We start from the raw sequence: 17,752 nt of genomic DNA, 5'->3' as shown, positions 1-17,752 counted from the left end.
ACGGCGCTGCTGTAACTGCCCACTCAGTTCCGCATATGCTCTCCCTCCAAGAGTAAATTTTGCCAAGAAGTGATAGCAGTGATTAACGTTGTGTTAGGCAAGGGCGGCGTAGGGTAGGGCCCATGGCGTTGCTGCAGTTCAGCGGCGCTACTTTGAAGGTTGCCCGCGGTTGAGTGGGCATTAAAAACATTCACTAACTGGTCGTGCAGGGCCGAAAGGCCGCCAATGAGTATACGGGGTAAAGGGCTTCAGTCCTTGTAGCTAACATGCGTTGGGTATCCACCAGCATCGCTTTAAGCCAAGCACTACCACGGTAATGGGGAGCTGGGGTTAGCGCCTCGTTGATAAGCTTGAGCAATCCCGGCCAACGCGCGCCCTCATAATTGGCTAAAAAGATAAGGTGCCTGGCGTGAACATAAAGTTGATGACGCAAAAACTCGCTGTTATCGGGATTATTTAACGCCTTTTTAAGCGGAAAGAGCTCGCGCCGAATCACCGGGCCAAGCTGGCAGCGACGCAGCAACTTGGCGCTTGATCGTGTTGCGGGTAAACTTGCAACTGCACATAGTGTTGATTGCTTGTGGTGAAGTAATGCCGCGAAGGTGTCCGCTGACCACCTTTCTTGTGCCCCCTTTTCTACCAGCAGTGTTAGCAGTAACGGGGAAGATATAGCCATGTCGAGGGCAGCGTCTAGCCGGCCCATAACCTGTGCTATTTCAATGCCTAAAAAAGGCACCGCATTAATAACCCCAATTAGTGCGTCGGGCATACCCAGCGTTAGTGTCTCTCCCTGGGGGGCCATAAGCACCTCTCAGCTGATGCCGGGGGCTCCAAAAACGCGCCCGTCGCTAGCTGTGCACCTTCTGTCTCACTTACCCACGAAAACGGCTCATCCGACTGCCAGGGGGAAAGCCGTACTTCGATTTGGTAGCCAACAGCAGAAGACAAATCAAACACAATGCGGCTATTGCAGTGTGGGTTGTGTTTCGGACACAAGTGCCGGAAAAAGCCTGAAAGACTTCGAAGGCAATTAGATAAAAATGTTTGGCTGATCATAGAGCGCAGCGGGTGTTTAACCTAAAGGCAGCGAGGTTGTCTGATCGTGACAGATATATGCGACATTAAGTGTCGCTTGGCTAGTTTAAGGTAGTGCTAAAGGCTTTGTTAAATATTGGTGATGTTGCCTATCGCTTAATTCATCATAGTGATAGCCTCTTTTTATTTATATTTTTCCGCTAATTGGCATGATGAGCATCATGCGACACGAGTTGTCGGAGCTATGACTTACTCTCCTGACAGCTTCTTTCTTTGTGACTGGCTATAACAAGGGAATAGGGGAAACTCTCTACTTACCCAGCGTTCGTGAGGTGATCCTCGACTGTTATTGGATTGAATGCTGTGTCGATGCTAGTCACGATATTATCCTAAATATATATTGGAGTATTAATAATGAGTATACGTCACGCAAGCAGGGCCATCCTGGTGCTCGAATCTCCCTGGGAACTGGATGACCGGGATGCCAATCGCAGCAGTGTGATTCCTTTTGTCGAGGGTGTGGCAAAACTGACCGGTGATACGGATGTTCACTATGCCAATTTCTACGATAAAAAGAGCTTTGAGATGGCTCTGGAGTGCCTTTGTAAAGGTGATCTAGATAGCAGAATTGTCTACATAGCGGCGCACGGTTTTGGCAAAGAGATCGTAGGTGTTCCCATGCTTGATTTGCTGCTCATTGTGGCCCGCTATTCCAAACGTTACCGCATTGACGGTGTGCTGCTCGGCAGCTGCTTTGTTGGCAAGCACTCCACCACCATGGAGGTCTGTATTGAAGAATCTCGCTTGCGCTGGTGTGTGGGCTATACCGAAGCTACTAACTGGCTGGATGGTACCCTGGTGGACTGCAAGCTGCTGGCGGAGCTATCTGAACTGGAGGATGACGATTTCTTTGAACGTGAGCCAGCAGTCGATGCGATAGCGCAAGCGCTAAGCCTGTTCGACCCAGATGCCGTAATTGGCTCTGACAAGGATGATAATGAAGTAGTGCTGAGAGATGCTATGAGCTTTGTACTTCAGCTTCGTGGTCAGGGGCAGCGTGCCCGTAACATTACTGCTGCTGTGTGGGAACAAGCAGAATAATGAAAGGCGATTAACCATAACGGCAGAATGCTTGTGAGGTGAACGGTTGCCATATTTAGGCTGTAAAACATACGAAGGAATCAACGATATGGTGATACAGAAGTGCCAACAAGCGACAGCGCTTTGCTTTCTTTTTCCGCTGGCCGCTCCCGCGCAAAGCAGTACTGAAGCTGAATACACTGCTCGTTATAGCAAATGTATGGATGCCTCTGGTGGGGTGACGGTGGAAATGCTGAGCTGTATAGCCGCAGAGATGGCTGTTCAAGATGCGCGATTAAACAATGCCTATAGCGATTTCGTAGTGAACTGTTTGAGGAGCGTCGGGAAGCGCTGTTAGCCGCCCAGCGCCTATGGATTTCCTACCGAGACGCTAACTGTAATTTCTACGCTACTGCAGGTGGCACGTTGGCACAGGTAGTGAGTAATGATTGTTTTCTTCAGGAAACCACTGAACGAGCGGCTGAACTCGAAAATATGCTGGGATGGTAATGCTAAGTGCAAGCGAAAAACAGAGATGAAAGTGTTATATGCGAGCAACCGTTAGAGGAGCGTGAAACGGTAAGACTTAACTGATCTTGTTCGGGTTCTGGCTTTTTCGTTGGCCCGACTTGGGGTCTGGTTAAATAGGTATCAAGCCTCAGTGCCGGTTCCCCATATTAAGGCTAAATGCGCACAACTGATGGACGGCACTTCTTTTTACATCATAAGGTCTCACTTGCAACGCAAAATACACTAGGCTGGTAGCCAGGCGCTGGCATCAGGACTGAACACACGACTGGGAGGATAGAATGGCTTTTTTAAGACGACTCGGTAGGCTGTCTATTTGATCAAGCTAAATCCATATGAAGTGAAGAAGAACCGCAAATATAAAGTTACTCTGCTTACCTGTTTTTCGGGAATGATATGAATCCGAACACCGCCGTGAATTACCTGTACTCTCTCAATCCCGAGGCAGCATATTTATTGCAGCAAGCAATGAATGTTAAGCATTCTTCAATCGCCAGAGAGCAGGTTGCTGACGATGAATAAGCCGCTGCTATTATCTGAGATGCTCCTGAAAGATGCCCGCTCTATCATCGCCACCGCACAGAACAATGCGGTGCGCTCGGTGGAATTTCACCGGGTAGAGATGTATTGGAAGCTGGGTGAGCGGATCTTTGTTGAAGAGCAGCAGGAGCAGGAGCGCGCCGAGTATGGTACCTACCTGATTGCGTCTCTGGCTCAGGAACTGGAAAGAGAGTTCGGCAGCGGATTTTCCAAGAGGCAGTTGGAACTAAGCCGTCAGTTCTACCGCTGCTTCCCGATTGCGAACACGCTGTGTTCGCAATTGAATTGGTTCCAGTATCGTCTGCTGATCCGCATAACCGATGTCGACAAGCGCGAGTATTACCAGCTAGAGACCGTGAAAAATCGCTGGAGCGGCAAAGAGCTGGAACGCCAAATCAATGCCCAGCTCTATGAGCGCCTACTAGCCAGTAACGATAAGGAATCCGTGCTAGCAGTGGCACGCGGTCAACGCCAACCGGAAACTGGTCGGGAGATTATCAAAGACCCTATGTATCTTGAGTTTTTGGGTCTTGAGAAATATGCCAGCTACTACGAGCAGGACTTGGAATCATCGCTGATTACCCATTTGCAGTCGTTTTTGTTAGAGCTTGGTAATGGCTTCACCTTCGTGGCTCGGCAAAAGCGCTTACTCATTGAAGATGATGAGTTTTTTGCTGACCTGGTGTTTTATAATCGCCTGCTGCGCTGTTTCGTGGTGATTGAGTTAAAAACCAGCAAAATGAGCCACCGCGACCTGGGTCAGTTGCAGATGTATGTGAACTATTACGACCGCTATGAAAAGCTTCCGGATGAGAATCCAACCATCGGGATACTGCTGTGCCCGTCACGCAACCAGGGCGTGGTTGAGCTAACGTTACCTGAAGAAACTACGCTCCGGGCGACTGAATACAGCTTGTGTTTGCCCGATAAAGAGCAGTTGGAAGAGAAACTGCACGAATGGATAGAAGAGTTTGAAGCTCAAACCGACCGGATTGCTGGCGAGAAACAAGATGACTGAAAGCCGCGTACAACAAGCACTGGCTCGCCTGTTTGAGCGCCAGCGAATTGTCTTCTAGTACGAGTTTTACCCTAAGACACCAGATACTGCGGGAGTCACCCAAGCAATCATTTCTGCTCTATCGCGAAGGTAAAGAGCCGGATTACAACAACTGGCTGCTGGATGTTCAACTGAACAGCGCCGTGTTCCGTAGTGGCCAGTCGGCGATCTGGCTCAGTGAAATGAACCTGCCATCTGAGTTTGTCAATGTGGTGACTGATCACGAGGTATTCTTCGATGGTGATCGTGCGCCCAGACAGGCATAGATTCACAAGCAGCGTCTGCTGACGCTATTGAAGCCGGATGACCTCAAGCACCAGGTGCGCCTTAAATGGCTAGTGGTCTATGCCGATCTGCATTGGCTAAATTTACTGGTATGTTAATACCGATATGAATAAATTCGCTGAAGCCACGTGCGTGCTGGCGGAGGTATATAAACGATGTCCTATGAAATCATGCTTAAGCGTGTATTTGCGCCGATAGAGGAGCATGACGGTGTGCGCGTCTTGGTTGATCGGCTATGGCCTAACGGGGTGTCGCGCCACTCGCTGGCGTTGAACGAGTGGTACCCGGAGATAGCACCCGGCTCTCAACTATGTCGTCAATATCAACAGCAAGAAATCAGCACGTCACTGTTTTTTGAGCGGTACAGTAGTGAGCTGAAGGCATGCCCTGATAAGCTGCTGCCTTTAATGAGGTTCGCAAGAATGGGGCAGCTCACTTTACTAACCGCAGTGCGACAAATTGAGGATTCACACCTTCCGGTAATCAAAAGATTGACGCTATCAGCGCTCGAAGAGGAAGACGCGAGTGATCGTGAACTTTGCTCATCGCCCTGCCTGGCGCACACATTACCCACTTCTCAACGTTAGACCGTTTGCTTCACGCGTCATCATTGGGCTTGACGATGACTGCATTAGTGACCCTGTAGGCCGGTGCGCCTAATGTTCATGGCTTAATAAGCCCAGATAACAGCAAACAAAAGACCCCACCCCAGAGCACTGGCAGCCATAATGGTGTAAGTGGCTGAGATCGTAGCAACATCAAATTCTTGATGGGTACAGAGTGCTTGTAAGCCGTGGTAAATCAAGCTGCAAGAGATGCCCAGCCCGCTAAGTATAACCACTACGTTGAAAAGTAAGCTGGGTACCAATAGTGCCAATGAAGCGACGAATAACGGTAGTGGTGCAAGTGTGGCAAGTAAATAGGCATCTTGATAGCTGATAGATAGCTCTTCAGTTCCATTGACTACAGCGTAGATTACCCAGCCAATAACGAAAAAACTCAATATCTCTGCTAGGAAAATAATTGTCGTGAGAAAACGCCACTCCCGGTCAGCAAAGCCCGCCATAAATGCATCGCCGTAATGGGTGCCCGCATAATAGAGCATTACTGGCGGCAAGAGCGACATGGGTAACACCACCAGCCACGCTAGTAAAGGAATGGAGGGGGAGGAAGCCTGTAGCTCTTTCCAGCCTTCACGATGGTTGAATGGTAATTTGAGAAAAGTGAGTGCTCTCATTTCAGATCCCCCCTGCAGGTGTAATCTCAATGGTTATTTGTATCATGGTGTGATATTGTATTTTTTTAAAGCGCTCTAAATTGGCGAGTCAGCAATAGCCGAGTATGTGGTAAAGAGAATTGGAAAAATGAATAACCCTCAGACACTTGATAAAAGCGACTTTGAGCGGCTGTCGCAATTTCGTTACCGGTTGCGTTGCTTTCTTCGCCATAGTGAAGATATCTGTCGCCGCTATGGGTTGACGCCCTTGCAGTATCAACTATTGCTACATCTTCGTGGTTTCCATGGAAGAGACTGGGCGACGGTGGGGGAGCTGGCGGAGCGGCTTCAATCAAAACATCATGGGGTGGTGGCGCTAGTTGACCGCTGTGAGCAGCTATCGTTGGTTGTGCGGCGGCAAGGGCGTGAGGATCGCCGCCAAATAGAAGTGCATTTGTTGGAAGAGGGAGTGAATCGGGTAACCCAAATCGCTGAAGCTCATCAACCTGAGTTGCGTTATTTGCAGGAAGAGGCGTCATTTCCAGGTTGGCATAAGTCCACTTAATGCAGAGCTTAAGAAGTTGGATATAGCCAATATACATCACGACTCATAATTAAGTGCGCTCTGAAGGTCACTATTTTGGCTTTTAAAGGCACTGTCTGGATCTTGGACAGTGCCTAAAACTTCCGAGAACTCTAACGATTAGCGCTTAGCACTCTGCAGTGCCTGCTCTTCGATGTCTCTATCGACCGAAGAAACATAGTACTCGTCGTCAAAAGCGCCCTCTGGCTCCTTGAGCCATACCAGACAGATCAGCCAGCTAATGAAAGCGCCAGTGGCGATGATGTAGAAGAACTGCGACGGAGTGACAAACGTAAAGATAGTCAGATAGACCACCGCGCCGACATTACCGTAGGCGCCGGCCATGCCCGAGATCTGCCCGGTGATGCGGCGCTTGATGGAGGGAATGATACCGAAGGTCGCTCCCTCAGCGCCTTGTACGAAAATCGAGGTGCCGATGGTCACCGCAATGGCCAGAATGAGCGGCCAACTCGAATTGAGCATGGCCATCAGCAAGAACCCAACGCTAATGCCAAACATGTAGCACAGCATGACGAAACGGCGATTACCCATACGGTCGGATACCATGCCGCCCATCGGGCGCGCCACCAGATTGACGAAAGCGAACGACGCCGCGATCAGGCCAGCCGTTGCGGCATTGAGCCCCCAGGTCTCCTCAAAGAACATGGGCAGCATCGACACCACCGCCAGCTCAGCACCGAAGTTGGCAAAGTAGGTGCTGTTGAGCGCGGCCACGCTGTTAAATGAGTATTTATCATCCTCGGGTACTCCCTGGCGCAGGATTGGCAGGTTGACCCGCAGAATCTGTATGATCTGGTAAATAACGATCGCCACGATGACTAAGTAAGCGACGACGGCACCGGTGACCGATAAATAGCCCATATACTGAATACGCCAGACCAGGATGGCGAGTACGCCGACCAGCGGGATCGTCCAGATGATCAGCTTGATCATATCGCCCCAGGAGCTCACTTCCATGGCGGCGGATTTGCGTGGCTTACGGTGAGCCTGGGCGTCCGGGCCATCGGTGATCGCGAACCAGTAGTAAACACCGTAAGCCGCCATAACAACCGCACTTTGCGCGATAGCCCAGCGCCAGCCATCGGGGCCGCCATACATACTGAGCGCAATGGTCGGCAGCGACATGGCCGCTACGGCGGAGCCGAAGTTACCCCAGCCAGCGTAGAAGCCTTCGGCGAAGCCGATGTCCTTGGGCTTGAACCACAGCGCTGTCATATGGATACCGACCACGAAGCTGGCCCCAATCGAGCTCAGCACCAGACGCGCCACAAGCAGCTGCGTCATGCTGTTGCCGAAAGCAAACGCCAACGCCGGTATCGACATCGTCACCATAAGCACCGAGAACACCCGACGTGGGCCGAACCGATCCAGTGCCATGCCAACGATTATGCGCGCGGGAATAGTCAAGGCGACGTTGCAGATGGCGAACAGCTTGAGATCGTCCGTGGTCAGCCAGTCGACGCTCTTGAGCATGCTCGAAGCGAGCGGCGCCATGTTGAACCACACGTAAAAAGTAATAAAGAAGGCAATCCAGGTCAGGTGCAGGGCCCGGATTTCAGGGCTGCGAAACTTGAATACAGCGGAAACTTTCATGGTCGTATCGTCCTATGTCCCGATGGGGGTATGTCCCAAAGGAGGGTAGAGGCTGCTCAAGGGCTGGGTAGGATCAACAAGGGACACTCGGCGCGCCGAGCCAGAAACGAGCTGACGCTGCCGAAGGTCATGTAATCGAGTTCGTCGACGAAGTAAGTCAATGACTTGGCGATAATGCCGCCGTCCGGCTGGTGGCTATGGCGGGCAATCACCAGTAGGTCTGGCGAGAGTTTGCGGGTGGCCTGAAGCAGCATCTTGCGAGCGTCCCCCTCGGCGAGAAGCTGCTCGGCTTGGAAACCCTCGCCAGTTGCAAACGCTACTCCCTCCTGAAGGTGCTGTTTCAGCTCGTCCTGCTCCTGCTGAAAAAGCGTTTCGTTGTTATCGGTGGCATCGAGTGGATTCTCCACCACACCGACCAGTACCAGCAGCGGCTGGTTGCAGCGGAACATATTGACGACCTGGGCGAGTGCCAGCTTGGCGTTCCGAGAACCGTCATAGGCAATCATGATTTTCATAGTGTCCTCCCGCATTGGGGTAGGGGGGTAAGACCCGGAGCTTGGCTCCGGGCGTAAACACGCAAGCCGCACTCAGGGGTTCTTAACGTAGGCACCCTTGCGTAGGTAGAACCACCAGTTGATGACGAGGCAGATAGCGTAGAAGACCGCAAAGCCGTACATGGCAAGTTCAGGTGTGCCGGCCTGGATTTGCTCGCCCATTACCCGCGGGGCGATGAAGGCGCCATAGGCAGCGACGGCAGAGGTCCAGCCAAGTACCGGGCCTTTCTGCTGCTGATCGAAAATCACACCGATGCTGCGGAAAGTGGAACCGTTGCCGATACCACTGGCGGCGAATAACACAATGAATAGCAGCAGGAATAGCCAAAAGAATTGATTTGGATCGGTGGCGTTATAGGCCTGCATCATCACATAGCCGGTGGCGATGGAGACGACCACCATGATCGCAGAGATTATTTGGGTAACGATGGAGCCGCCCACTTTGTCGGAGATCCATCCGCCTAACGGGCGGATTAGAGCGCCCACGAAGGGGCCTATCCAGGCCCAGGTCAAAGCGCTGGGCGCCTCGGGGTTGGCCACGTGAATCAGCGTGCCATCGGCAGTTGCTTCCATCATGTTGCCGAAGATGACGTTGATGGAGAGAGGCAGGGCTGCTGAGAAACCGATAAAGGAGCCGAAGGTCAGGATGTAGAGAATGGTCATTGACCAGGTGTGCTTGTTGGAAAATATCGCGAACTGCTTCTGGATATTGGGCTTGATATCGCCAGGAATCAGGCGCAACAACACAAGGGTCAGAACGATGGTTAGCGGCAGGGCAATCCACATATTAACCCAACCGAGCGCCAACATACCGATGATGGCGGTCACCATGCCGACGCCGTAGAGGCCTAATATTTTGCTGAAAGCCGCCAGCGGCGAACCCGGGTTGGGCGTAATAGTGCGAAGATTGTTCATGCCGAACCAACTGGCGAACGCTAATGGGATCAAGAACACGAGCCAGATAAAGCCAGCATTCTGGATCCAGGTATCTGTACCTGCTTCAATCCGGCCGATCAAGGTGCCGCTGGCGCTTTGCAATTCCATTGGAGAACCGGCAATCGCGCCGAAGACGCTGACGGTCATTACCAGCGGGATCACAATCTGCATGGTAGTGACGCCGAAATTGCCCAGGCCCGCATTCATGCCCAGGGCGTAACCTTGCTGCTTGCTGGGATAGAAAGTGGAAATATTGCTCATCGAGCAAGCGAAGTTGCCACCGCCAATACCGGACAGCAGTGCCAACGCCTGGAATACCCAGAACGGCGTGCCTGGATTCATCAAGGCAATACCGGTACCGGCGGCGGGGATCATCAGCAGCGCGGTGGTCAGGAAAATAGTGTTACGCCCGCCAGCGATGCGGATCATGAACGATGCTGGGATGCGCAGCGTGGCACCCGCTAGACCGGCAAGCGCCGTCAGGGAAAATAACTGGTTAACCGTGAACGGAAAACCCAGGTTCTGCATTTGAGTGGTGATCATTCCCCACATCATCCAGACAGCGAAGCCCATTAGCAGGCTGGGAATGGATATCCATAGGTTGCGGTTGGCGATGTGCTTGCCTTCCTGTTCCCAGAATTGGGCGTCTTCGACATCCCACTTCTCAATGTCGGCGTTTCTCTTGCTCATGGCGGTTTCCCCTTGGCATCAAACCTTTCTGCACTTAGCAGTTAAAAGGCAAGATACGCTTGAGGAAGAAATGGGGGAATAGGTGCAAATAGCAGTAAAATCAGCGATATACCTCTTGAGAGGTAGTCGCTGAAAAGCCCGGATTGATTGATATTAAAGACAAAAAATCGAGAGGGGGTAAAGGCGGGTCAGAGCAAAAGTACGCTGGGAGTCTTTGGAGGTATCCACACAGAACCGATTAGTGATCGATACCTTCCTGGACTGCCCAGACGGCGGCCTCGACACGTGAGCGTAAGTTGAGCTTCTTGAGCAGGTGTTTGACGTGAACCTTGACCGTGCCTTCGGTAATATCCAGCTTGCGCGCAATGAGCTTGTTGGAGAGTCCCCCAGCAAGCTGTTGCAGAATTTCACGTTCACGCTGCGTTAGGCTATGAATATCCGGGGTCGTGGGGGCATTGCGCTGATTACGCAGGGCTTCAGCGAGTAGGGCGGTCAGGCTTTCGCTGATGACCATGCGGCCCAAGGCCGCCTGGCGCAGTTGGCGAACCATGTCTTCAGGCTCCATATCCTTTAGCAGGTAACCGTCGGCACCGTTGCGCAGCGCCGCGACCACATCATCCTCATGGTCGGAAACAGTGAACATCACCACACGGCCACTATAGTTGGCTTCCCGCAGGCGGCGTAACGCTTCTAAGCCATTGACGCCCGGCATGTTTAAATCCAGTAACACCAAATCAGGCTCAAGTTTGAGGGCCAGGGCAATGCCCTCTTCGGGATCGCCCGTCTCGCCAACCAGTTCAAGGTCGTCTTCTAGCTCAAGCAGCTGAATCACACCGCGCCGTAGTAGTGGATGGTCGTCGATAATCATCAGACTGGCAGGTGTGTCTTTGGCGGTGGTCAGCGTCATTAAGAAGCCCCTGTACCTTAGTGTGAGTTGGTGGCAGCCGAAGCGGGCTGCTGCTGAATTAAGCGAGCGGTTAAAGGGGTAAATTCTACCTCAATGCTGGCTCCCCCGGTGGGGCGATTGGTGATGCTCAGTTGCCCATTCAGGGTAGTGGCACGGTCGCGTATGATCACCAAGCCGTAATGCATTGGCGGTGAGCCATCGTCTTCCAGGCCGACGCCGTCATCCTCGATACGCACTAACAGGCGGGCATCAGCGAATCGAACTGTGACCTTAGCCCAATGGGCTTGGGCGTGTTTGTGGGTATTGGCCAGTGCTTCACGAATGATCTGCAGTACGTGAATTTCTTCATTGGGGTTAAGCAGATAAGGCGGCACATCGTAATCAAGCTTGACCGTTGCCTCCATACGCTGGCTGAACTCATCGACGGTCTGGCGCAAGGCAAATTGCAGCCCCGGCCCCTCTAGTTTGAGTCGGAAGGTGGTGAGCAGCTCACGCAACTGACGGTAGGCACTGTTTAAACCGGTGCGCAGCTCATCGAATACCGCAGACTGCGCCTCTCGGGTTGCCTCTTTTTGCTGCATGCGTTCAAGTCGGGCGACCTGCATCTTTAGGTAAGATAGCGATTGCGCTAGGGAGTCGTGCAGTTCCCGCGCGATGATGGTGCGCTCGTTGATCAATGTGACGTGCTGCTGCTCTTCGATACGCCGCTGCAGGTACACCGCCGTGGCCAGCTGGTCGGCTAACATGGTAAGCAGGCGACGCGTGCTATCGTTTAGCCGTTCCTGGGGATACCACACTTCCAAGGTGCCTAGCAGCGTATCGCCTACGCTGATCGGTAGCAGCAGGCATTGCGACTGGTTATTGGCCACCAGATCCAGGGGGCGAGGATCAATCAGGCAGGCATGACAATCCTGATCGCGGCAGTACTCGGGGCGGGTACGCGAATGCGTTTCCAGTACCGGCATTGCGCGTTGATCGAATGGGTCTTTTAACGAAAGGCGTATCGGTCCGATATCCAGCAGCTTTTCAAGTTCGCGTAGCATGGGGGCTGCGCTAGCGCAGAGGTCATTACCGCCGCCATACAGCGCGCGACTGGCATCGTGCATCACCCGAAGTGCTTGGTTGCTGCGCTCAAGCTCCTGTTTCTTGCGAGATACCTTGTCTTCCAACGCGGCGTAACTTGTTGCCAGCTCGGCCGACATCTTGTTAAAGGTATGGCCCAATAATGCCAGCTCGTCGCTACCGCGGAGCTGTGAACGCGGCTTGAAGTTACGCTGTGCCGCCTCTCGGGCCAGTACCATAAGCTGGCGCAAAGGGACTACCAGATTGTAGCGAACATCGTAGAGGGCGATGGCGACCACTATCGCAATCAACACTAAAAAGAGCACTTGCATCATGCCCAGCAGCCGTACCTTGGCTTCGGTGCTCTGCTCCAGGTAGGTGACTAGCATCTCGATGTCATTGACCATCGCAACGATCATCGCTTCTCGCGTATCCAGGTCAAGCGCTGCAGCGGTGGACGGTGCTTGTAGAGCCGGGCGAAGCGTGTGCTGCCAGTAGGTTTGAAGTTTTTCCAGTTGACGTCGGCGCTCGTGGCGATCATCAGCGGGGATCGTTTGCTGTAGCGTTGTGCCATGCAAACGCTGTTCGAAACGCGTTATCAGACTTTCGAGCTGCTCTTCACTCGCCTCTTCAGGGGCATACTCCAGGCGCTGCAAGGCCCCCAATATCTGATAGGCATTCATGCGTAATGAGCCCGCGACATTAATCGCGGCCGCGTCGCCACGGCTGCTGTTAGACATTGCCATGGTCAGGGTGATGCTAATGAGTGCCATACCGCTAATGGCAAGCAGAGACGCAATGATGCGAGCAACCAGGGAGCGTTGAAGTAATTTCATGGCAGTTCCGATAGCGCGGAAGGGGTAAGAGAGTGTGACAGTGTCTGCATCTTGATACGAGGGCTATTCCTTTGGAGTTAGTCGACCTACCTCCAATGTTTTTTGACCTACGTCAGGTATTTACCGACAATTCTGGCATGCCTTCCGATGTCTTAATACTTTCGCTGGGAAACGTCATGCCACCACCCGTGCCGCCTCCCACGTTGGAGACATCAACACAGCCAGTCAATGTTTATCAGTTGCTGGTAGCCATGCTGCTAATGCCGCTGGCAAGCTCTTTAGCGGTGGCTAGCTGGACACTTTATGCTCTGCTCGCAAAACAGCCCCTGTATGTGCTGGTACCGTTGAGTAGCGGTGTGCTGTTGGCTTGGCCTGCTTGGTTTATCGCCAGGCGGGGAGACACCTGCCGCTTGATGCAGTGGCTTTTGCTGGGGCTCGCACTGGCCCTGGGTGGGTTTGGTGTGGCAAGCCGTCCTTGGGAGTTTTTGTTGGTGGGGGCTGGGCTTGGTTTGGGAGGTGCGGTGGTTACAACTGGCATCGCCCACGCCAAAGGCTGGATGCCTGATCGCTGGGTGCTTCTTCTTGTAGCCTTGTGTCTCGCTTTAAGCGCAGGCGTAGGGTTTTCCTTACGGATGACGCCTCTGGTAGTACAAGCCTATGGCTGGCGCGCCGCGCCACTTAGCCTCTTGATCCCGCTGTTTATGATAATGCTGCTGTTGTGGCTTTTCGTAGAATCACCCGAGTAACGCCACCTACTAATCTTCCCGACTAGGGATAAGGCCCATTATATGACCATAGCGACGTTTGCCGATTTACTGCAGGAAGCGCATAAACAACCTAAACCCCAGCGCCTATTGTTTGTGTTCGTTCGCGCAGAACTGCCCGATTTTCCCGATGCTGAGCAGCGTCGTCGCTTCGAACAGGGCGAAGGTGGGGTGTTGGTGCCGGTGATATGCGTAGACAAATCGACCAAAGAGCTGAGCAGCATGGTGGCCTTAGTCGAAGAGTCTCGCCGCACCGAGATCGAATGGGATCTGATGTTCACTGCGGCCATGGATGACCCAAAGGACGAAGCCGAGGTTGAACGACAGCTCCAGCGTATGATGGAGTCGCTGCAAATGGGTAATATCACTTCTTTTCTTGCCTTCGATCCACACGGTGATACGGTTAATGTCGGCTAGGGGGAAACCATGGAGCACTATTTTCTCATCAAGCACCTGCACATGACCGCCGCTGCACTGAGCATTACACTTTTCGTGGTTCGCGCCTGGTGGTCGGTGCAGGAAAGCCCGCGAATCCACGCCCGTTGGGTCAAGGTACTGCCCCATCTCATTGATACGGCCCTGCTGGGGCTGGGAGTCACCTTGATGGTGCTGCTCTCCGTATGGCCCTGGCAGCTTCCCTGGCTTGGTGCCAAACTGCTGGCGCTGCTGGCCTATATCGGTATTGGCACCATCGCGATTAAGCGCGGGCCAACGCCCAAAGTGCGTGCCGTGGCCGCCGTCGTAGCGGTGGCCATTTTCGCCTATATGGTGGGGGCTGCTATGCGCCACAGCTCCCTTTCCTGGCTGGCCTAATATATTAGCCTTATCCATTTTTTAGTGAGCGCTATGGTGTCTCTAGAAATAGATTGGGCCGATTATTGCAACATGTTCAAGTATTGGCGCAGTATTTCGTCATAGCATCTAGATAGGTAGCCCGGAAATGTTCGCCCGGAAATGTTAGCCCTAATCGCCCATTATCAAGCTGCGTCGAGTGGGCGTGATGGGCCAAAGTGTTCGAAGTGGCGGCGATCCTCGTCAATACCCAATTCAGACAAGGCGCTGTTAATCGCCGTCATAAATCCTTGGGGGCCAACGAAATAGCAGCGTGCCTTGAGATCAGGCAGGTAGTGAGCTAATAAGCTGCGGTCGATACGACCAATATGCTCGGCTTCGTTGCCGTGTTCATGGATGCGAACGGCTTGAAGGCGTTGAGGATACTCGCTTTTTAGCGCCTCTAATTCCTCTTTAAAAGCCTGATGCTCGGTATCCAAGGCCGCGTGTAGATAGGTGACCTGCCGTCCAAGGGACAAAGCATGGCGTGCCATGGGGAGGAGGGGCGTTTGACCAACGCCGCCGCTAGCAAGTAGTAGAGGCTCATCACCCTCAACCAACGTAAGGTTACCTGCTGGCGGTAACAGCTCCAAGGTGTCGCCTGGTTGTAGGACATCATGGAAATGGCGGCTGACTTGGCCCTGTTCTTCACGTTTGATCGAGATTCGATAGCTTTGGCCATTAGGCGTGTCCGAGAGGCTGTAGTGTCGATAGACCAACTCGCCGTTTATAGTCAAACGTACGCCGATATACTGACCGGGCTCATGGTTCGCCACGCAGCCGCCATCCTCGGGTTCCAGAATAAAAGAACGGATTAACGTACTTTCCTGTCGGGTGCTGGCAATCTTGAAACGGCGTGTGCCCCGCCAGCCGCCTGGGCGCTGCTCGAACTCACGATAGCGTTGGTCTTCAAGGTCAATGAGTAGGGCGGCTAGCTCATTGTAAAGAGCACCCCAGGCATCAGCGATTTCTGGTGTTACGGCATCACCGAGTACTTCGCCAATCGCCGCCAGCAGGCACTCACCTACAATAGGATACTGTTCGGGAAGAATACCTAGCGAGACGTGTTTGCTGACCACAATATCCAGGGTGGCACGCGCTTGAGCAGGATTGCCGCGAAGTTGGACATAGGCCAACACGGCGCTGGCTAGGGCACGAGGCTGGCCGCCACTTTGCTGATGAACCTCATTAAAGAGCGGTTTGACCTCTGGATAGCGGCTAAACATCAACGGGTAAAAGCGCTGGGTAATTGCATTCAGGTGTTCTGCAACAACAGGAGCGGTCGCGTTGATTAGTGTTTCTTGCTCATTAGTTAGCAATGTCAATCCCTCGGCATATTAAGAAGTATTTCATATGAATCTTAATGCCGTGAGCCTATAAATGCTAGCCATAAGATGTATTTTTGATACATGTCATGGTCTGCGTTGATAGCTAGGCGCACAATCATATTTCCAAGTAATTTAGTCGGGATTACGCCATGCCAATGACCACCTCATCCGAGCCTGCTTCAAAACGTGAGCATCTGCCATTAATGCGTCTGTCTTTTAGGCCTTTTTTTCTGCTGGCTGCGCTGTTTAGTGTGGCGTCCCTATTAGTATGGCTAGCCTTCTGGCACGGCCATATTTTGCTGCGACCTTATGGCGGCTTGGTGTTCTGGCATCAGCATGAAATGTTGTTTGGCTTTGCCGCGGCGGTGGCAGCGGGATTTTTGCTTACCGCCGTGCGTAACTGGACAGGATTGCCGAGTTTAAACGGCGGGCCGCTGCTGGGTCTGGTGGTGCTATGGCTATTAGGTCGGGTGCTGATGGCTTTCCCCATGGAGTTGCCGGGGTGGATGCTGCTGGCGGTTGACCTTGCGTTTCTGCCAATAGTCGCCATTGTTATGGCACGCCTGGTTATCACCGCAAAGCGTTGGCGCAACTTGGTCTTTATACCTGTGCTGTTGCTGTTTGCCATTGCTAATCTGGCGATGCACTTAGGAGTGATGCAGGGTGACGCCGAGTTAATTCGCCAAGCTGCCTACTTAGCCGTGCTGTTAATCACACTGATGATGACCGTCGTTGGCGGGCGTGTGATTGCCATGTTTACCGCTAACCGTTTGGGACGAACCAAACCTGACCCTATTCCTTTACTAGAAGGAGTGACGCTGGTTAGCACGGCTGGCGTAGTCGTGCTGCAGCTGGTCGTCATGCTGGGTGTTGTCATGCCTACTTTATTACTGGGTGGGGGGATGCTGTTAGCGGCGCTGGCTAATAGTATTCGTATGGCGCGCTGGGGTGGGCTGCACAGTTGGCGAGAACCCTTGCTTTGGGGATTGCACGGTAGCTACGCCTGTATTCCGCTAGGGCTTGTTATGTGGGTCTTGGCACTCATGGGGCTGATGCGTGCAGAACTTGCTGTACACGCCCTGACTATTGGGGGCATGGGCACTATGATGCTGGCCATGATGTCTAGGGTTTCGCTAGGTCATACGGGCCGCCCCATACGCACTTTGCCGGGTATGGGTGTGGCGCTAGGCTTAATGCTAATAGCCGCCTTAGTGCGCTCGCCCGTATTAGCACTATTTCCCCAGATCACCCACTGGACTTACACGCTGAGCATCATTTTCTGGTGCGTGGCCTACGCAATATTCCTAGTGCACTACACTTGGCCGTTGATGCAGTCGCGAGTCGACGGGCAGGATGGCTAGGGAGTGCTAGGCGCTGACGGTAGGAATGCGCATAAGTTGCGCCAATTGAGATTGTTGACTGCCCAGCAGGTCGGCCAATGTGTAGTGGTCGAGTACACCTAGAAATGCTGACAGTGCGTCATTAAGTATCGGTTGAAGGCGACATGCCGGAGTAATGATGCAGGCATTGTCGCTATGAAAGCACTCCACTAGCGCCATGTCATGCTCCATCTCGCGTACTAGCTCGCCTAACCCAATAGTTGCGGGGGCACGTGTCAGCAGTAAGCCGCCATTCTTGCCACGAATAGCGGTAACGTAGTTCTTTTGACTTAGCTCCTGAACAATTTTCATCAAATGATTGCGTGAGATATCAAACGTCTCGGCAATTTCATTAATCGTAGAACGCTCCTCTCCCTTGGCCGCAAGAAAGATCAATACGCGTATCGAATAATCAGTGAATCGGGTGAGGTGCATGGAGTGCGCTTTGCTCCGAAGTAATCCAACTATAAAAAGCATGTTGTATGAATGTTCAGTGAGTTGCAATGTAAACGTGGTTGAGGCCTGCA

General features: G+C 52.8%; 20 protein-coding genes. 11 read left to right on the top strand and 9 right to left on the bottom strand.

Annotation, left to right across the window (positions count from 1 at the left end; all coding sequences use genetic code 11):
• Positions 1-193: 193 nt before the first annotated feature.
• Entirely contained in the window at positions 194-802 is a 609-nt protein-coding gene (locus A6R74_RS02495) for a hypothetical protein (RefSeq protein WP_064232889.1), read from the bottom strand.
• Between the two features lie 647 nt (positions 803-1,449).
• Here A6R74_RS02495 and A6R74_RS02490 point away from each other — a divergent pair.
• The 6 genes from A6R74_RS02490 (at position 1,450) to A6R74_RS02470 (ending at position 5,112) form a co-directional block, all read left to right on the top strand.
• Positions 1,450-2,136 (top strand): hypothetical protein, encoded by a 687-nt coding sequence (locus A6R74_RS02490; RefSeq protein WP_064232888.1) that lies wholly within the window; start codon positions 1,450-1,452, stop codon positions 2,134-2,136.
• A gap of 88 nt (positions 2,137-2,224) precedes the next feature.
• Positions 2,225-2,473 (top strand): lysozyme inhibitor LprI family protein, encoded by a 249-nt coding sequence (locus tag A6R74_RS23435; protein WP_353047674.1) that lies wholly within the window; start codon positions 2,225-2,227, stop codon positions 2,471-2,473.
• The gene (locus tag A6R74_RS23430) at positions 2,443-2,625 is read left to right on the top strand and encodes a lysozyme inhibitor LprI family protein (protein WP_205634137.1); all 183 of its coding nucleotides are present in this window, start codon (positions 2,443-2,445) and stop codon (positions 2,623-2,625) included. Before A6R74_RS23435 ends, A6R74_RS23430 begins: the two co-directional genes overlap by 31 nt.
• A 532-nt stretch (positions 2,626-3,157) precedes the next feature.
• Positions 3,158-4,201 carry a PDDEXK nuclease domain-containing protein gene (locus tag A6R74_RS02480; protein ID WP_082906557.1) on the top strand — a complete coding sequence of 348 codons (1,044 nt, stop codon included), beginning with the start codon at positions 3,158-3,160 and terminating at the stop codon, positions 4,199-4,201.
• A 47-nt stretch (positions 4,202-4,248) separates the two neighbouring features.
• Entirely contained in the window at positions 4,249-4,506 is a 258-nt protein-coding gene (locus tag A6R74_RS02475) for a hypothetical protein (protein WP_125410274.1), read from the top strand.
• Positions 4,507-4,680: 174 nt separating this feature from the next.
• Entirely contained in the window at positions 4,681-5,112 is a 432-nt protein-coding gene (locus A6R74_RS02470) for a DUF488 domain-containing protein (protein ID WP_064232885.1), read from the top strand.
• Positions 5,113-5,195: 83 nt separating this feature from the next.
• Here the strand turns inward: A6R74_RS02470 and A6R74_RS02465 are convergent, their stop codons facing one another.
• Positions 5,196-5,762 (bottom strand): YIP1 family protein, encoded by a 567-nt coding sequence (locus A6R74_RS02465; RefSeq protein WP_064232884.1) that lies wholly within the window; start codon positions 5,760-5,762, stop codon positions 5,196-5,198.
• A 127-nt stretch (positions 5,763-5,889) separates the two neighbouring features.
• Here A6R74_RS02465 and A6R74_RS02460 point away from each other — a divergent pair, with 127 nt between their 5' ends.
• Positions 5,890-6,306: a MarR family winged helix-turn-helix transcriptional regulator gene (locus A6R74_RS02460; RefSeq protein ID WP_064232883.1), complete on the top strand. Its 417-nt coding sequence runs from the start codon at positions 5,890-5,892 to the stop codon at positions 6,304-6,306.
• A 138-nt stretch (positions 6,307-6,444) separates the two neighbouring features.
• On the opposite strand, the gene A6R74_RS02455 is transcribed toward A6R74_RS02460, so the two are convergent.
• From A6R74_RS02455 to A6R74_RS02435, 5 genes are all read right to left on the bottom strand, one after another.
• The gene (locus tag A6R74_RS02455; RefSeq protein WP_064232882.1) at positions 6,445-7,938 is read right to left on the bottom strand and encodes an MFS transporter; all 1,494 of its coding nucleotides are present in this window, start codon (positions 7,936-7,938) and stop codon (positions 6,445-6,447) included.
• Positions 7,939-7,994: 56 nt separating this feature from the next.
• Positions 7,995-8,453 (bottom strand): universal stress protein, encoded by a 459-nt coding sequence (locus A6R74_RS02450; RefSeq protein ID WP_064232881.1) that lies wholly within the window; start codon positions 8,451-8,453, stop codon positions 7,995-7,997.
• Positions 8,454-8,525: 72 nt separating this feature from the next.
• Entirely contained in the window at positions 8,526-10,118 is a 1,593-nt protein-coding gene (locus A6R74_RS02445) for a hypothetical protein (protein ID WP_064232880.1), read from the bottom strand.
• Positions 10,119-10,356: 238 nt separating this feature from the next.
• On the bottom strand, positions 10,357-11,025 hold the full coding sequence (gene narL / locus A6R74_RS02440; RefSeq protein WP_064232879.1) for a two-component system response regulator NarL: 669 nt from the start codon (positions 11,023-11,025) through the stop codon (positions 10,357-10,359).
• A gap of 17 nt (positions 11,026-11,042) precedes the next feature.
• Positions 11,043-12,923 (bottom strand): type IV pili methyl-accepting chemotaxis transducer N-terminal domain-containing protein, encoded by a 1,881-nt coding sequence (locus A6R74_RS02435; protein WP_064232878.1) that lies wholly within the window; start codon positions 12,921-12,923, stop codon positions 11,043-11,045.
• A gap of 176 nt (positions 12,924-13,099) precedes the next feature.
• Between A6R74_RS02435 and A6R74_RS02430 the strand changes: the two genes are divergently transcribed.
• From A6R74_RS02430 to A6R74_RS02420, 3 genes are read left to right on the top strand one after another with little or no spacing between them, the layout of a single operon-like run.
• Positions 13,100-13,669, top strand: a complete 570-nt coding sequence (locus tag A6R74_RS02430; RefSeq protein ID WP_240488144.1) for a hypothetical protein — start codon at positions 13,100-13,102, stop codon at positions 13,667-13,669.
• Between the two features lie 42 nt (positions 13,670-13,711).
• Positions 13,712-14,104, top strand: a complete 393-nt coding sequence (locus tag A6R74_RS02425) for a hypothetical protein (protein ID WP_064232876.1) — start codon at positions 13,712-13,714, stop codon at positions 14,102-14,104.
• A gap of 9 nt (positions 14,105-14,113) precedes the next feature.
• Positions 14,114-14,500 (top strand): SirB2 family protein, encoded by a 387-nt coding sequence (locus A6R74_RS02420; protein WP_064232875.1) that lies wholly within the window; start codon positions 14,114-14,116, stop codon positions 14,498-14,500.
• A 164-nt stretch (positions 14,501-14,664) separates the two neighbouring features.
• Here the strand turns inward: A6R74_RS02420 and hmpA are convergent, their stop codons facing one another.
• Positions 14,665-15,837, bottom strand: a complete 1,173-nt coding sequence (gene hmpA, locus A6R74_RS02415; RefSeq protein ID WP_064232874.1) for an NO-inducible flavohemoprotein — start codon at positions 15,835-15,837, stop codon at positions 14,665-14,667.
• A 158-nt stretch (positions 15,838-15,995) separates the two neighbouring features.
• Here hmpA and A6R74_RS02410 point away from each other — a divergent pair, with 158 nt between their 5' ends.
• Positions 15,996-17,207 carry an NnrS family protein gene (locus tag A6R74_RS02410; protein WP_064232873.1) on the top strand — a complete coding sequence of 404 codons (1,212 nt, stop codon included), beginning with the start codon at positions 15,996-15,998 and terminating at the stop codon, positions 17,205-17,207.
• Positions 17,208-17,213: 6 nt separating this feature from the next.
• On the opposite strand, the gene A6R74_RS02405 is transcribed toward A6R74_RS02410, so the two are convergent.
• A complete protein-coding gene (locus tag A6R74_RS02405) occupies positions 17,214-17,660 on the bottom strand; it encodes an Rrf2 family transcriptional regulator (RefSeq protein WP_064232872.1) in 447 nt (148 codons plus the stop codon).
• Positions 17,661-17,752: the final 92 nt, after the last annotated feature.

This window comes from Halomonas sp. ALS9 (assembly GCF_001651035.1).
Lineage (GTDB): Bacteria > Pseudomonadota > Gammaproteobacteria > Pseudomonadales > Halomonadaceae > Vreelandella.
This window is presented reverse-complemented; position numbering and strand designations above follow the sequence as displayed.

Excerpts from the sequence above, each read along its gene's own strand:
- A6R74_RS02450 (WP_064232881.1), bottom strand. The coding sequence starts at position 8,453 with ATGAAAATCATGATTGCCTATGACGGTTCTCGGAACGCCAAGCTGGCA.
- A6R74_RS02445 (WP_064232880.1), bottom strand. The coding sequence starts at position 10,118 with ATGAGCAAGAGAAACGCCGACATTGAGAAGTGGGATGTCGAAGACGCC.
- A6R74_RS02460 (WP_064232883.1), top strand. The coding sequence starts at position 5,890 with ATGAATAACCCTCAGACACTTGATAAAAGCGACTTTGAGCGGCTGTCG.
- A6R74_RS02470 (WP_064232885.1), top strand. The coding sequence starts at position 4,681 with ATGTCCTATGAAATCATGCTTAAGCGTGTATTTGCGCCGATAGAGGAG.
- A6R74_RS02465 (WP_064232884.1), bottom strand. The coding sequence starts at position 5,762 with ATGAGAGCACTCACTTTTCTCAAATTACCATTCAACCATCGTGAAGGC.
- A6R74_RS02435 (WP_064232878.1), bottom strand. The coding sequence starts at position 12,923 with ATGAAATTACTTCAACGCTCCCTGGTTGCTCGCATCATTGCGTCTCTG.
- A6R74_RS02430 (WP_240488144.1), top strand. The coding sequence starts at position 13,100 with ATGCCACCACCCGTGCCGCCTCCCACGTTGGAGACATCAACACAGCCA.
- A6R74_RS02480 (WP_082906557.1), top strand. The coding sequence starts at position 3,158 with ATGAATAAGCCGCTGCTATTATCTGAGATGCTCCTGAAAGATGCCCGC.
- A6R74_RS02410 (WP_064232873.1), top strand. The coding sequence starts at position 15,996 with ATGCCAATGACCACCTCATCCGAGCCTGCTTCAAAACGTGAGCATCTG.
- A6R74_RS02420 (WP_064232875.1), top strand. The coding sequence starts at position 14,114 with ATGGAGCACTATTTTCTCATCAAGCACCTGCACATGACCGCCGCTGCA.
- A6R74_RS02495 (WP_064232889.1), bottom strand. The coding sequence starts at position 802 with ATGGCCCCCCAGGGAGAGACACTAACGCTGGGTATGCCCGACGCACTA.
- A6R74_RS02405 (WP_064232872.1), bottom strand. The coding sequence starts at position 17,660 with ATGCACCTCACCCGATTCACTGATTATTCGATACGCGTATTGATCTTT.
- A6R74_RS02455 (WP_064232882.1), bottom strand. The coding sequence starts at position 7,938 with ATGAAAGTTTCCGCTGTATTCAAGTTTCGCAGCCCTGAAATCCGGGCC.
- A6R74_RS02425 (WP_064232876.1), top strand. The coding sequence starts at position 13,712 with ATGACCATAGCGACGTTTGCCGATTTACTGCAGGAAGCGCATAAACAA.
- A6R74_RS02490 (WP_064232888.1), top strand. The coding sequence starts at position 1,450 with ATGAGTATACGTCACGCAAGCAGGGCCATCCTGGTGCTCGAATCTCCC.
- A6R74_RS23435 (WP_353047674.1), top strand. The coding sequence starts at position 2,225 with ATGGTGATACAGAAGTGCCAACAAGCGACAGCGCTTTGCTTTCTTTTT.
- narL (WP_064232879.1), bottom strand. The coding sequence starts at position 11,025 with ATGACGCTGACCACCGCCAAAGACACACCTGCCAGTCTGATGATTATC.